Annotated in this window: 11 protein-coding genes and 1 riboswitch; of the genes, 4 read left to right on the top strand and 7 right to left on the bottom strand. The window is 52.7% G+C overall.

Annotation, left to right across the window (positions count from 1 at the left end):
- Positions 1-119: 119 nt before the first annotated feature.
- Entirely contained in the window at positions 120-821 is a 702-nt protein-coding gene (locus tag ACJJIC_RS05965; RefSeq protein WP_252083372.1) for a glutamine amidotransferase-related protein, read from the bottom strand.
- A gap of 362 nt (positions 822-1183) precedes the next feature.
- Between ACJJIC_RS05965 and ACJJIC_RS05960 the strand changes: the two genes are divergently transcribed.
- A complete protein-coding gene (locus ACJJIC_RS05960; RefSeq protein WP_252083373.1) occupies positions 1184-2785 on the top strand; it encodes an AbgT family transporter in 1602 nt (533 codons plus the stop codon).
- Positions 2786-3521: 736 nt separating this feature from the next.
- Positions 3522-4589 carry an AraC family transcriptional regulator gene (locus ACJJIC_RS05955; RefSeq protein WP_444887235.1) on the top strand — a complete coding sequence of 356 codons (1068 nt, stop codon included), beginning with the start codon at positions 3522-3524 and terminating at the stop codon, positions 4587-4589.
- Positions 4590-4690: 101 nt separating this feature from the next.
- On the opposite strand, the gene cobO is transcribed toward ACJJIC_RS05955, so the two are convergent.
- The 3 genes from cobO to ACJJIC_RS05940 all read right to left on the bottom strand — a co-directional run bounded on the left by cobO (position 4691) and on the right by ACJJIC_RS05940 (position 8122).
- Positions 4691-5305 (bottom strand): cob(I)yrinic acid a,c-diamide adenosyltransferase, encoded by a 615-nt coding sequence (gene cobO, locus ACJJIC_RS05950; RefSeq protein WP_444910554.1) that lies wholly within the window; start codon positions 5303-5305, stop codon positions 4691-4693.
- Positions 5306-5379: 74 nt separating this feature from the next.
- The gene (locus tag ACJJIC_RS05945) at positions 5380-6198 is read right to left on the bottom strand and encodes an alpha/beta fold hydrolase (protein WP_444910555.1); all 819 of its coding nucleotides are present in this window, start codon (positions 6196-6198) and stop codon (positions 5380-5382) included.
- Between the two features lie 124 nt (positions 6199-6322).
- The gene (locus tag ACJJIC_RS05940; protein ID WP_445356608.1) at positions 6323-8122 is read right to left on the bottom strand and encodes a TonB-dependent receptor plug domain-containing protein; all 1800 of its coding nucleotides are present in this window, start codon (positions 8120-8122) and stop codon (positions 6323-6325) included.
- A 126-nt stretch (positions 8123-8248) separates the two neighbouring features.
- A riboswitch (cobalamin riboswitch) is annotated at positions 8249-8412 on the bottom strand.
- A 151-nt stretch (positions 8413-8563) separates the two neighbouring features.
- Between ACJJIC_RS05940 and ACJJIC_RS05935 the strand changes: the two genes are divergently transcribed.
- Together ACJJIC_RS05935 and ACJJIC_RS05930 are read left to right on the top strand one after the other, a co-directional pair.
- Positions 8564-8941 (top strand): hypothetical protein, encoded by a 378-nt coding sequence (locus ACJJIC_RS05935; protein ID WP_445356607.1) that lies wholly within the window; start codon positions 8564-8566, stop codon positions 8939-8941.
- Positions 8942-8983: 42 nt separating this feature from the next.
- Positions 8984-10081, top strand: coding sequence for a YHYH protein (locus ACJJIC_RS05930; protein WP_444910558.1), 1098 nt, complete (start codon positions 8984-8986; stop codon positions 10079-10081).
- A gap of 11 nt (positions 10082-10092) precedes the next feature.
- Here the strand turns inward: ACJJIC_RS05930 and ACJJIC_RS05925 are convergent, their stop codons facing one another.
- Genes ACJJIC_RS05925 through ACJJIC_RS05915 form a run of 3 tightly spaced genes read right to left on the bottom strand, consistent with a single transcriptional unit; the run spans position 10093 to position 12690 of the window.
- On the bottom strand, positions 10093-10881 hold the full coding sequence (locus tag ACJJIC_RS05925; protein ID WP_444887241.1) for an ABC transporter ATP-binding protein: 789 nt from the start codon (positions 10879-10881) through the stop codon (positions 10093-10095).
- 2 nt (positions 10882-10883) lie between these two features.
- On the bottom strand, positions 10884-11873 hold the full coding sequence (locus ACJJIC_RS05920; protein WP_252083381.1) for a FecCD family ABC transporter permease: 990 nt from the start codon (positions 11871-11873) through the stop codon (positions 10884-10886).
- A complete protein-coding gene (locus ACJJIC_RS05915; protein WP_252083382.1) occupies positions 11863-12690 on the bottom strand; it encodes an ABC transporter substrate-binding protein in 828 nt (275 codons plus the stop codon). Before ACJJIC_RS05915 ends, ACJJIC_RS05920 begins: the two co-directional genes overlap by 11 nt.

Raw genomic sequence — 12690 nt, 5'->3', positions numbered from 1 at the left:
ATAAGAAGGAAGAAGGAAGAAGGAAGAAGGAAGAAGGAAGAAGGAAGAAGGAAGAAGGAAGAATATTTAAAACTAGATGGCGAACTCAAGGGGCAGTATTATCTACCCCTTGAATAAAGCTACTTACGTAAAAACTCCAGCATCCATTTTGCAACCATATTCTCGTGAATATCGTTTTGCAGGGAGGCCTGGCCCTTTTCCACCACATCTGTACCAAAAGCTTCTCGACGTAACTCCATCAGGCTATTGGAATAAGGTTTGGTAAACTCCGGGTGGGCCTGGAAGGTAAGCATGTGGTCATCAACCTGGAGCATCGCCATTGGGCAGAACTCGCTGGAAGCCAGTACTCGACCGCCTGGAGGAAGGGTATCTACTTGGTCCTGGTGAGTAACCAACAGGTTGAAGCTATTCGTGGGCTCCGACATCCAGGAGGGGGTTTCCTGCATTTCATAGGAATGCACTCCCAAACCCCAACCTTTATCAGATTTGCGAGCCCTTCCACCCAGTGCCTGAGCAATCAGCTGATGACCAAAGCAGATTCCAATAGTTGGTTTTTTTTGGTCATGCAGCTTGCGCACAAAGTCCATCAGTGGAGGAATCCATTCCTTGTCATCATAGACACCGGTTTTACTGCCGGTAATTAGGTAGGCATCCACCTCATCGACCTGGGCCGGGTACTGGCCGTGCTGCACTTCATAGGTGGAGAACTCCAGTGTGGGGTCCTGGCTGCGCAATAGATCTGCGAACATCTCCGGATATTCACCGTATTCGCCCACCAGCTCCTTGCGCACATCGTCGGTTTTTAAAACTCCAATCTTCATTATTTCACCGCTGGGTTGACTGCTGAGTTTTCGGATTATGGCATATTCGGGAATGCAAAGGCGGCTTGTCTGTCGCTTGAACAAGTCATCTAAAACGTTAAATACCAGCTCTTAAGCTTCAACTCCCTACCCATAGGTGCTTTTCATTTCCCGCCGCCTGCCAATATAGCCCTCTTCCACGTAGGGCTTTTCGCTTTCCGACTTTGCCGACCCACTAACCAAGAACATTCCGGTGCGGGCATTCTTACCTAAAGGACTTTTGTGTATGATCGCGCACTTAGCACATTTTTCAGCCAATTATTGGGCTAACGGGTATCCCAGAGGCAATTAGGGCTACTCGCCAACGAAATTGAGGACACACAATGACCACAACGACCTCCCCCAGCGACCAGCAGGATAGCCCGCCCGGACGCAAAACGGCCTTTACCCGCTTCCTGGATGTGGTGGAATGGCTCGGCAACCTGCTCCCCCATCCCATTACACTCTTTGCGCTCTTTGCTGTGGGTGTGGTGATTCTAAGCGGTATAGCCTCCTACTTTGGCCTTTCTGTAGCAGACCCACGCCCGGTGGGTGCTGCGGGACGCGATCCCGATGGGGTAATTGAGGTCTTCAATCTATTAAGTGGCGACGGCCTCCGGATGATCGTCACCGGTCTAGTGAATAACTTTACTGGCTTCGCGCCACTGGGTACCGTTCTCGTAGCCCTTCTTGGAGTGGGTATCGCCGAGCACTCTGGATTGTTGAGTGCCGCCGTTCGCGGCTTGGTACTGCAAGCCTCCAAGCGCACAGTCACCGTGATCGTGGTATTCGCCGGCATCATCTCCAACACAGCCTCTGAACTTGGCTATGTAGTACTTATTCCTCTCGCCGCCATGATCTTCCACTCTCTTGGCCGCCACCCCCTTGCCGGTTTAGCTGCTGCCTTTGCCGGCGTATCTGGGGGCTACAGTGCTAACCTGCTACTAGGGACGGTGGACCCACTCCTATCGGGAATCACCGAATCTGCAGCCCATATGATTGACCCAACTTACAGCGTTGGCCCGGAAGTGAACTGGTTCTTTATGATCGTCAGTACCTTCCTGATCACCATTGTTGGCAGCTGGGTCACCATGGCCATCGTTGAACCCAAGCTGGGTAAGTACGATCCCAACGAGGCCTCCGTTGACCTGAGTCAGGACAAACTTGGTACGCTTACCGACGATGAAAAACGCGGCCTTAAGTACGCTGGTCTTGCGGTTCTGGCTGTCTCCGCGGTATTTGCCCTGACGGTTGTGCCCGAGTGGGGTGTGTTGCGCAACCCGGAAACTGGCCTGGTAGCCGGCTCGCCGTTCCTGAAAGGTATTGTGTCCCTTATCCTGGTGTTCTTCGCTATCCCCGGCTTTGTCTATGGCAAGGTGGTGGGCACCATGAAGAATGACCGTGATGTCATTGATGCCATGGCCAAAAGTATGAACAGCATGGGTATGTATATCGTGCTGGTATTTTTCGCCGCGCAGTTCGTCGCCTTCTTCAAGGTGACCAACCTGGGGACTATCTTCGCCGTACTGGGCGCCGATGCCCTGCAGAGCATCGGCCTGACAGGCCCGCTGCTATTCCTGTTCTTTATCATGATGTGCGGATTTGTGAATCTGATGCTGGGTAGTGCCTCAGCACAGTGGGCCGTTACCGCTCCAATCTTTGTGCCTATGTTGATGCTGCTGGGCTATGCGCCTGAGGTGATACAGGCTGCTTATCGAATTGGCGACTCGGTCACCAATGTCATTACCCCGATGATGAGCTACTTCGGTCTGATCATCACCTTCGCCGCCCGCTATAAAAAAGATCTGGGTATGGGAACACTGATCGCCACAATGATCCCCTACTCCATCTTCTTCTTTGTTGGCTGGACTGCATTGTTCTATATCTGGGTATTTGCCCTGGGCCTCCCCGTTGGTCCCGGTGCAGCAACTTATTATGGTGGCTAAAACCCACTTATTGAAAAGGCCCGCTTTTTAGCGGGCCTTTTCAATTGTGAAAGAAATATGCACATTTAAGCTCAATTCTGTAATTGAAAGATCTCGAGCGTCTCATCTAATCCTCCACGACCCCTGATATAATTGGTACCATTGAGCCAATATTAAATTTTTTATCCGTCCAGACTAAAAAATTTATATTCCCAGTGACGCAGTCGTCATAAAACAAAAAATACTTAAATTAAAAATTTAGGGATAAAATACCTAAAAAATAACAATAAAAAGACTTATTTCCCAAGGGGCTACTTCCGGGAAGTATCCCCAAGTTATCTTTGGCCTTTAAAACACCTAAATAAAACGAGTAACATTACGCAGTAATAACGTTTTGCGGAGATCGATACGCGGATTATCGCCAGCATAGACCTGCCCTGATCTAACTATCATTCATTTTTCCGCTCAGGACGAGCACCGTGGTTGTGCCCTACCTTGCCCTTTTGAAGGGTAAAGATTGCTATTGCCCTCCATTACCGACATTACAGGACGTCGACACAGAGCAGGCCCTGGCCAGAGAGACTGTCCTTTAAACCAGTCGAAAAGAAGCCTTCACTAGATAAACAGATTGAGCCATATGGCTCTTTTTTATCTTTGGCGTCCGCCCAGATCCGATCTATTCCGCTGGATTAACCCTTCTCCACCTGGGAAATGTATAAAAGTAATTTTTCCAGGGGATTCACAGGATTTATAAAAATTGACTCAACAAATAAGAACGACCCTGTTAACAGGCTTTTACGAGTTGGTGAGCCAATTAAAAGGTAGCCCTGAAGCCCTGCTGATCAGCTCCCGTATTAACCCCCACCAGGTTGAGAGCCTTGATGGGTATCTGGCACTAGATCAAGTGGCTGAGCTGCTGAACAAGACCGCTAGCCAGTTGAACTGCGCCGACTTTGGACTGCGTCTTGCCTACAGTCAGGGCGCTGCCGCACTGGGTTCTCTTGGGGCTGCTGTACTACAGTCCCTTACTTTGGGTGAATTCCTTAACACAGCGATAAAACAGCTAGGCAATGCTCCCTATAATCTGCGAGTTGAACTCACAAAAAAGGGGAAACACACGCATCTAAGTTTTCTGTGTATCGATGACCTGGAAGCTCAGCTTGCCGGGGACGCTCCTCCCCCCCAGCAACAATCCCGCGAGTTTCTACTCGGTGTTTCATTGGTAGCTCTACAACACCTTTGTGGGAGTAATTTTCAGCTGGAAAGTGTTCACCTAAAAGCCGAGCGCCCCGTACATGACCATTACGAAAACTTCTTTGGGGTTTCCGTACACTTCGGCAAAGAAACTGATGCATTTATCCTGAATAGCAGCTCCCTGCTGCAACCTACAGAGAAATGCAATCCCAGCCTGCGTCCACTATTGAAAACCTATATCGAAGAGCTTCTGCAAAAGGGGGAAGCCAGTTTGGTGGAACAGGTGCAGCAGCTGATTTATTGCCTGATGCCTTTAAAAAGGTGCAGCCTACAAGAAGTCGCCAATCAGCTGGGTATGCACAAGCGTACTCTACAGCGCAGGCTGAGGGACCGGGAATTGGTATTTGAGGATCTTTTGGATCGCATTCGCCGGGAACGTGCAGAGTATTATTTAAGCGGTAAACAACCCCCCATGTCCCAGATTTCGGATATGCTGGGCTATCGCGAACAGAGCTCTTTCAACCGCGCCTGTTATCGCTGGTTTGCCACCACCCCAATGCGAGTCAGACGCCAGCTGATGGCACAGATAGTAGCCCGCGAAGCCGCACAAGAGCTGGCTGAAGTCGAATAAGCACTGCTGACAAGAGGCTTTGGCTGCGTAAACCCTGCTTCAGCTTAAGTCTCTATTTAGCTCCTCTATTCAAAGCTTCTACTCATTGCACGACTTCACAATCACCACTCTATGCCTCTGCGAGCGGCAATACCGGTATTGAATGCGTGTTTTTCCGAACACATTTCGCTCACAGTATCGGCTACATCCTTGAGGTACTGCTTGGCCCCACGCCCGGTTATGACAACCGTCTGCTCCCTGGGCCGCTGCTGTATCGCCTGTACTACCTCTTCTTTGTCCAACCAGCGGTAATTCAGCGCGTAGGTGAGCTCATCCAAAACCACCAGATAAACTCGCTCATCCCGCAACGCCTCCCGCGCCTTCTCCCAAAGTGCCATTGCCGCAGCTTTATCGGCCTCAAAATCCTGGGTTTCCCAGGTGAAATCAGTGCCCATTTGATGCCACTGTAAAGGGTGGGCGGCGCCCATTAGAAGATTCTTTTCTCCACACTCCCAGGTGCCCTTAATAAATTGAGCCACCACGGTAGAGTAACCGAAGCCCAGGGCACGTGTGACCGTGCCCATCGCCGCAGTGGTTTTACCCTTGCCATCGCCGGTATAGAGAATCACTATGCCGCGCTCCTCCAGCGCTTTAGAAACCGCCTCATCCACAATTTTTTTACGGTTCTGCATACGTGACTTATGTCGACTCTTTTTATCCTGTGATTCTGAACTCATAAAGACCATCAAACATTTAAAGTAAAGGGAGCGTGCAGATTGCACTCAAGTGTGCGTCGTTATTCAGAGGCTTCTCACTCTGTCATTGCTAAAAATGCAGAAATAAAATCCCAAATCAGATCATCCTGCCAGAGAACATTGTGGCCACCGGAAAAAATGCCCAAGCGCGAATTGGGAATCTGCCGAAATAAAGCCCGCTGATTTTCAAAAGGGGCGACACTATCGTAGCGCCCGGCACAGATCAGCGTTTCTACCTCCAGGGTCGGTAGGCGAGCAAAAGTATCGTGGCCTTTTCTCGCCTGAAGCTGTCGGATACGGCACTGGGCTCCGTCAGGCTTGCTTGCCGCCAGTTCGCAGACCTGGCGATAATATTTACTTAAAAAAGCACAGAGTGCTGATTCTGAATGTATACCATCGGCACTTTGCAGGCGGCTATCGCCTGCAGTCACCCATAGATTCACTTTTTCCTCGAGGCTCATAGCCTCAATATCGTATTGATGAAACGGGAATGAAGCGCCTCCGCGGCCTCCGGAGCTGGTTACCAATAAAACCAGTTTTCGCACCAACTGGGGATATTGCAATGCAAATTCCTGAGCGACCATGCCACCAAATGATTCTCCCAGTAGATGCGCATCCCGCCAATCGAGATGATCCATCAGTCGTTTAAGGTCTAGGGCGTAATCGGCCATATTGGGAGAATCGATGGGTGAATTAGACTGACCGATGCCACGGGGGTCAAAGGTTAAGATTTCAAACCGATTCGCCAACGGGGAGTCGAAAATAGTCGGGGCTGCTCTGAGATCACTGAGGGTACCAGGGTGAAACACTAAGCGCGGGCCCCTTCCGCGAACTTCAAAATGCAATTCCACGCCATCATTACTAAATACCGCCACAAAATAGCTCCCGGAAAAAACTAGACGCTGCAATAGTAGCCGCCGGGAAGAGAAACACCGGGATTGAATCGTTAGAAGAGAGTGAACAGTGAGATAGCCCAAGGGGCTATCTCTCCAAACATTTTTATAGGCTAAATTCTATACCGGCATAAACTGCTGCGCCTGCTGTGTAATAACCCGCAACTTCGCGATAGTTCCGGTCCAACACATTTTCACCGCGTAGATTAACCCGCATATTGGGGGAGACCCGATAGACGGCATTCAGATCAACCTTACTGTAGTTCTCCAGAGCAATTCCGGTATAACCATCAATACGATCCTCAACCCGCTGCCAGTTACCACTCAGAGTCAACTTATCTCCCAGCCATTGTTGGCTGAGACCGAAGTTAAATACCCTCTGGGGAACTCCGCCACGCTGAGCGCCTGTGAAGTCCTCTGAGTTCAGCCAAGTGCCAGTTATAGACCAATCCAGGTTGCTATTAAGGTTGCCGCCCAAGGACAGTTCCACCCCCTCAGATTGACTATCACCATCATCCTGCTCATAAGACCAGGTTGTGTAATTATAAAAAATAGCATCGCTGATCTCCTGGTCGAAGTAGGTCAGCTCAGCCTGTAATAATTGTGCCCACTGGTATTCCAGACCCAACTCATAACCACGACTGGTTTCAGCCCCCAAAGAAGCATTGGTAGTATATTCGTACGGGCTCGGAGCACGGTAACCAGTTCCAAAACTCGCGCGATACTTAAGCTGCTGATCATCACCTAGAGAAACAGGTAGAGCTGCAGAGACACGCCAGCTATTGTGATCCTCAGTCTCCAGGCTATCGCGACGGTAGCCTAGGGTATAGAAAACTGTTTCGGCGAAATCACTGTGCCACTCCGTAAAGAAGCCAGTACTTTCCAATACCTCATCGGCAAATTCTGTAGCATATTTCTGCTGTTCATACTCTCCGCCCCACAGTAGTTTTCCACTGCTCAAGGTATTGCTGCCGATATAATTTGCCTCACGAATTTCACCACTTGTTATAAATGGAAAGGCCCCAGGGCTGATACCCTCTTCGCGGTCAATCTCCTGTTGAGAAAGGCTTACTCTATGATTCCAGTTGGCAAACTGGTAATGACTACTAAAGATGAAAAATTCCTGGTCGAAGCGACTCAGGCAATCATTAGGATAATCCGAAAAACAGTTGTCGTACTCGGTCTCAGTATCCACCTTGCGGTACTGACCCTCGAGAGATAGATTTTCATTTATCTGGTAACCGAGACGTGCACTGGTGGTAAAATTATCGTAACCATCTTCCTCACCAGAAGAATCTTTTTCGGTTGCATTAAAACCATCGGTGGAATAGTCAGAAACACTCAAATCGTAGTACCAGGATTCAATGCTTCCCCCAAGGTTCGCACTGGTGTTCTGGCTTCCGTAACGACCCACCTCTACAGAGGCACTGGCGTTAACACTCTCAGCAGGCCTTTTGCTAATAATATTAATCACGCCACCGGCGCCGGCACCGTAAAGCATGCCCTGGGGCCCGCGCAGGACTTCAATACGCTCAATATCGCTAACCTGCAAGTGCTGCAATTGGGTGCTTACCTGTAAACCCGTCGGGTCGGCAATATTCACCCCATCCAGTAACACCAGGGTGCGGAAATTACTTTCCCCACGGATAAACAAGGAACTGACCTTACCCGCTCCGCCGCTATTGCTGACAGCAACACCTGGCAGAGTGCGCATCACATCTAGCAGGCTGGTATAACCCAATCGCTCAATATCGGCAGCATTAAGAATTGAAACAGAGACACCCAACTGGCTCTTGGGCAGATCCAGACGGCTGGCAGTCACGGTGATTTCTTCCAGGTCCGCAGCCGCAGACAATAGCGGTTGCACCGCGGCAAAGACGGCAGCGGCTAATAAAGTTTTTTTCATTGTGGTTCCCCAATCTCGAACTGAAAAACGGATTGAGGGAGGGTGAGTACAATCGGTGCGCAACCCAGGCGGGCACACTGACCAGACAAAGCCCTCCGCTTTATCCTCGAGGCCAGATATAAAAACTCCGGCTTAGTGCCGAGGGCCGGTATCGGGCTTATCATTTTGTAAAGAAAAATGATTTACCGTTGCGGGGGCAGCGCCGGACTCTGTATACACATCACCGGACTTCCCGTTTACCCCAGCCAAGTGTAAATACACTGCTGGGCACCCAAAGCGGCGGCAAGTATAACAGCGTGGCTGGCGCTTCCCCAGCGAAAGTGAGACGTTAAATCCACGGGGTAATTTTCAATAAAAATCTGTTTTTCAAACACCACTCAGCCCTTACTCGCTTGCACACTTCTTTACCAAAAATCCACATTCCTTGCGCATTCCTGAACTATGTTGGCTATCAGCGGCTGGTTAAAAAACACCTCCCAGGAAGGGGGGATACTGGCCGCCGCTAATCGCCCGCGCCTGCTCTTCAGTGCAGGCGCTGTCCAGCTGCCTTCAATGGAGAGCACCATGTACAAGGTTTTATTATCTGTCGCCCTAATGGCCATGATTTCCTCTGCAAACGCACAGCCACGCAAACCTCCTCAGGAAGCCTTTGATGCCTGCAAGGCCATGTCGAAGGGTGATGCCTGCAAAGTGGAAACGCCGCACGGTACCCTGGAAGGCACTTGCCGCATGCCCCCTAGAGAAGAGCAACTGGTGTGTGTTCCCACAAAAATGGAAGGCCACAGACCGGGCAAAGATCGGAAAGAAAATAACGAGTAAATCATTGGGGCCCTTGCGGGCCTCGCAGTTCGAGTATGCAGTATGAAAAAGTGGCTATTAGTGGGCCTCACCTGTGTCGCCCCGGCAGCTCTGGGACACCTGCCGGAAACAACCGTGGAAGCCTGCCAAGGGTTAACCTCCGGCTCCAGTTGTAGCATCGGTCACAGTAGCGGCCAATGCTTGCGCTTATCTGAAGATCAGGCTCCGGTCTGTGTGACGGGCACATTGGCTATTGCCAGAATCCCTTCTCAAGAGCGCGCTAACGGCAGACCACCGGCGCGCAGGCATCGGGTGGTGCAGTCGGAGGGATTACAATATATGGTTCCCGCCGACCACAACCCAATCACCACCAGCCGCGTTAAAGTCACAATCGAGGGGCCCTGGCGGGTGATTGAAGCCAACGGTATCTCCACCCATAAAACCGGTGCCTTCCCAAACTCCGGCAATCCCCACAAAATCGAAACCCAACGCTACAAATACCGAGTACCCGCAGCCCCCAAGTTGGCAAAAAAATCCACACCAGTAAGCCTGCAAAATTTTGGTATTGGCATTAACGGCGTGCCCTTTGATCCCAGCGCCGCAGAGTGGTACCTGGGTAATCGCGGCCTCTGGCGCTATGAGGCGCTCTCCGGTGCGGTTCCCCTCGGCGTTGACGACAACTACGCCCATGTACAGCCCAACGGGGCCTACCATTATCACGGTCTGCCCACCGGACTATTGGCAAGACTACAAGTCACCCCGCAGCAGCATTCACCATTGATTGGTTGGGCCGCAGATGGTTTTCCCATTTACGCACTATATGGCTATGGCGATGGCATGAATGAGGAGACTGATGTAGTAAAAATGCACTCCAGCTATCGGGTGAAATCTGGACATCGGCCAACAAGCAACAAGCAACCTGGCGGCTATTACGACGGCACCTTTGTGGCGGACTACGAATATGTTGAAGGGGCGGGCTCCCTCGATGAGTGCAATGGCCGCTTTGTGCGCACCCCTGATTTTCCCCAGGGTATCTATGCCTATTTCCTTACTGAGGAGTGGCCAATAATTCCGCGCTGCTACAAAGGAACACCCTCCGAGGACTTCCGCCGCGGACCCGCAATGGGGCGGCCACAGCCCCCGCGCAGGCGATTTGGCTGAGACAGGAATTTCTAGCCACTGGATTTTCGCAGCAAATCCAGTGGTACAAAGTCTGCGATACCGTCGCGCCAACGGAATTCACAACTCACCCCGTAGGCTTCGCCAATCAACGTCGGAGTCAGTACCTGTTGCGGTGTTCCCTGAGCTAACAATTCTCCATCCAGCATCAAGAGAATCCGATCGCAAAAGCGCGCCGCCAGGCTGAGGTCGTGCAGTGCCAACACCACGGTTTTGCCACTGTCGGCCAGGCTGCGGAAGTTCTGCATCAGCTGAAGTTGGTGACGGATATCCAACGCCGCAGTGGGTTCATCGGCGATCAGCAGCGGTGCCCGCCCCACTAACAGGCGGGCCAATTGCACGCGGCGCAGCTCGCCACCGGATAATTGAGTGACCGGGCGCTGGGCAAACTCCTGCGCATCGACCAATAACAACGCCTGTTGAATTCTCTGCTCCCGATCTGGCAGGCGTCCCCAGGGCAGTAAACCCAAGGCCACCATATCCGCCGCACTGAGAGACCAGGCCGGAGTTTCCGACTGCGGTAGGAAAGCCCCCAGCCTCGCGCGCTGGGATGCCGGCAATTGCCCCGCATCGAGACCATTCAGCTCAACATGACCCGCATCGGGGGACAAGACGCCCGATAAACACTGCAACAGGCTGCTCTTGCCGGCGCCGTTGGGGCCCACCACGGCGGTCAGCTCGAAGGGCTTAAAAGCACAATGGATTCCCTGCAGGACACTCTTGCGCCCTCGCTGCAATTCCAGCGCAACGCAGGCGGCCTCAATGGTTTTCTCACTAGCCATATTCACAACCACTGCCCCCTGCGCGCCGTCAAAATCAGCCAGAAGAAAAAAGGTGCACCGATAAAAGCGGTGACCGCGCCAATACGCAGCTCCTGCGCGCCGACAAAATTAATCACCAGAATGTCTGCCAGCAGCAACAGCAGCGCTCCAGCTAAAGCGCTGATCCACAGTAAACGGGCGGGGTCCTGGCGCACCAGAGGGCGCACCAGGTGCGGCACCACCAATCCGACAAAACCGATGGTGCCAGCTACTGCCACGGCACCACCCACGGCACTGGCGATGCCCAGCAAAATAAGAAAGGGATAGGCGCGGCTCTGGAAACCCAAGGAAGCCGCACTGTCTTCACCCAAGGCCAGCGCGCGCAAATAATTGCGTGTGAAAAACAGGCACAGCACCCCCACGGCTAAAAAGGGCAATGCCAAAAACAGTTGGTCCCAGCCGCGATTGGCCAGCGAGCCCATCAACCAGAACACCACCTCCTGCATGGCGAACATGCTCGGCGCATAGTTAAGCGCCAGTGCAATCAGTGCCGATAGGAAAGCGTTAATGGCCACCCCCGCCAACACCAGCCGTCCGGCACTGGCGCCGCGCCCCGCCAACAACCACACCGCCGCCGCCGCGCTAAAGGCACCACCAATAGCCAGAGCCTGCAACAACCAACCGGATTTCCAGGCCGCGCCGTAATAGAGAAACAGTACCGCCGCCAAAGCCGCACCGCTGGAAACACCGAGCAGCGCCGGCTCCGCCAGAGGGTTACGCAACATCCCCTGCATGGCGGCGCCGCCCATCCCCAAGGCAGCGCCCACCAGTATTGCCAACAGGGCACGGGGCAGTCGCAATTGCCACAGAATCACCGCATCGCTGCTCTGGCCACTCCAGCCCTCAGCCAGCGCATTGGAAAGGTCCACCGAAACCGGGCCACTGCCCAGTGCCCCGAGCAGGGCCAGCGGCAGGGCCGCCAGTAATAACAAAACCGCGTTTTTATTGTACAAGCGCTTCCCTCTTATCCATCAGCTGTTGCAGTGTATCCACCACTGCCAGTACCGGGCACAGGCTCAGCTGCTTCGGCAGGGTATAGGTGCGGCCGCTATCGATATAGCGCTGAAGTACCGGGTGGCGCGCGGCCAGGTAAGCCAGTGCGAAATGCTGCTCGCTGCCATAGAACACCAACAAATCCGGTTGCAGAGCAATCACCTCTTCCAGGCTGATCCGTGCCAGTCCCTGAGTGGTGGCGAGATTGTCAAAACCGGCGCGCTGCAGCAACTGGTGCTCCAGCATGCCGCTGCCGTAAGTGATGTTATTGGCAGAGAGAATCACCGCACTGGCGCGCTGTTTAGCAGCGGGCTGATCGAGTAGTTGTGCCAACGCGCGTTTCTGCTCTTGCAGCGGAGGAAGCGGGCCCAGTACGGCTTGCAAAGCACCGAGTTGTTGTTGCAACTGCTCCAGACTGTAGGCATCGGGGATGGTCACCACATTCATACCCAGTGCCTGCAGCCGCTCAGCCGCACGCTGGGCACCGTACTGCCCGGCAAGCACCAGATCTGGCTTTAATGGCAGCAGCTCCTCGGCGCGGGCGCGATTGAGCTGAACGTGTTCGGGAATCGGCAGGGAGCGATACTGTTCGGCGGCGGACAGCCAAGTCAGGGAGGCAATATCCGCAGGTTGTGCCCAGTTCAGCAGTACTTGGTCCAGACACAGGTTCAACGAAGCAATGCGCTCATAGGCCTGGACTTTCGCGGCCAGAATGAACACTGCACCGAGTAATAGTTGCCAGCAGAGAAGATGACGCCTGGACGTACGGGTACTCAT

It is taken from the genome of Microbulbifer mixtoriginis (SeqCode), from assembly GCF_052468275.1.
Note: the sequence above shows the minus strand (reverse complement) of the source record. Positions and strands in the feature narration are given on the sequence as shown.

What these genes read in the sequence shown, in the direction of transcription:
- ACJJIC_RS05965 (WP_252083372.1), bottom strand. Translation starts at nt 821, where the DNA reads ATGAAGATTGGAGTTTTAAAAACCGACGATGTGCGCAAGGAGCTGGTG.
- ACJJIC_RS05960 (WP_252083373.1), top strand. Translation starts at nt 1,184, where the DNA reads ATGACCACAACGACCTCCCCCAGCGACCAGCAGGATAGCCCGCCCGGA.
- cobO (WP_444910554.1), bottom strand. Translation starts at nt 5,305, where the DNA reads ATGAGTTCAGAATCACAGGATAAAAAGAGTCGACATAAGTCACGTATG.
- ACJJIC_RS05940 (WP_445356608.1), bottom strand. Translation starts at nt 8,122, where the DNA reads ATGAAAAAAACTTTATTAGCCGCTGCCGTCTTTGCCGCGGTGCAACCG.
- ACJJIC_RS05935 (WP_445356607.1), top strand. Translation starts at nt 8,564, where the DNA reads ATGTTGGCTATCAGCGGCTGGTTAAAAAACACCTCCCAGGAAGGGGGG.
- ACJJIC_RS05930 (WP_444910558.1), top strand. Translation starts at nt 8,984, where the DNA reads ATGAAAAAGTGGCTATTAGTGGGCCTCACCTGTGTCGCCCCGGCAGCT.
- ACJJIC_RS05925 (WP_444887241.1), bottom strand. Translation starts at nt 10,881, where the DNA reads ATGGCTAGTGAGAAAACCATTGAGGCCGCCTGCGTTGCGCTGGAATTG.
- ACJJIC_RS05915 (WP_252083382.1), bottom strand. Translation starts at nt 12,690, where the DNA reads ATGAGTACCCGTACGTCCAGGCGTCATCTTCTCTGCTGGCAACTATTA.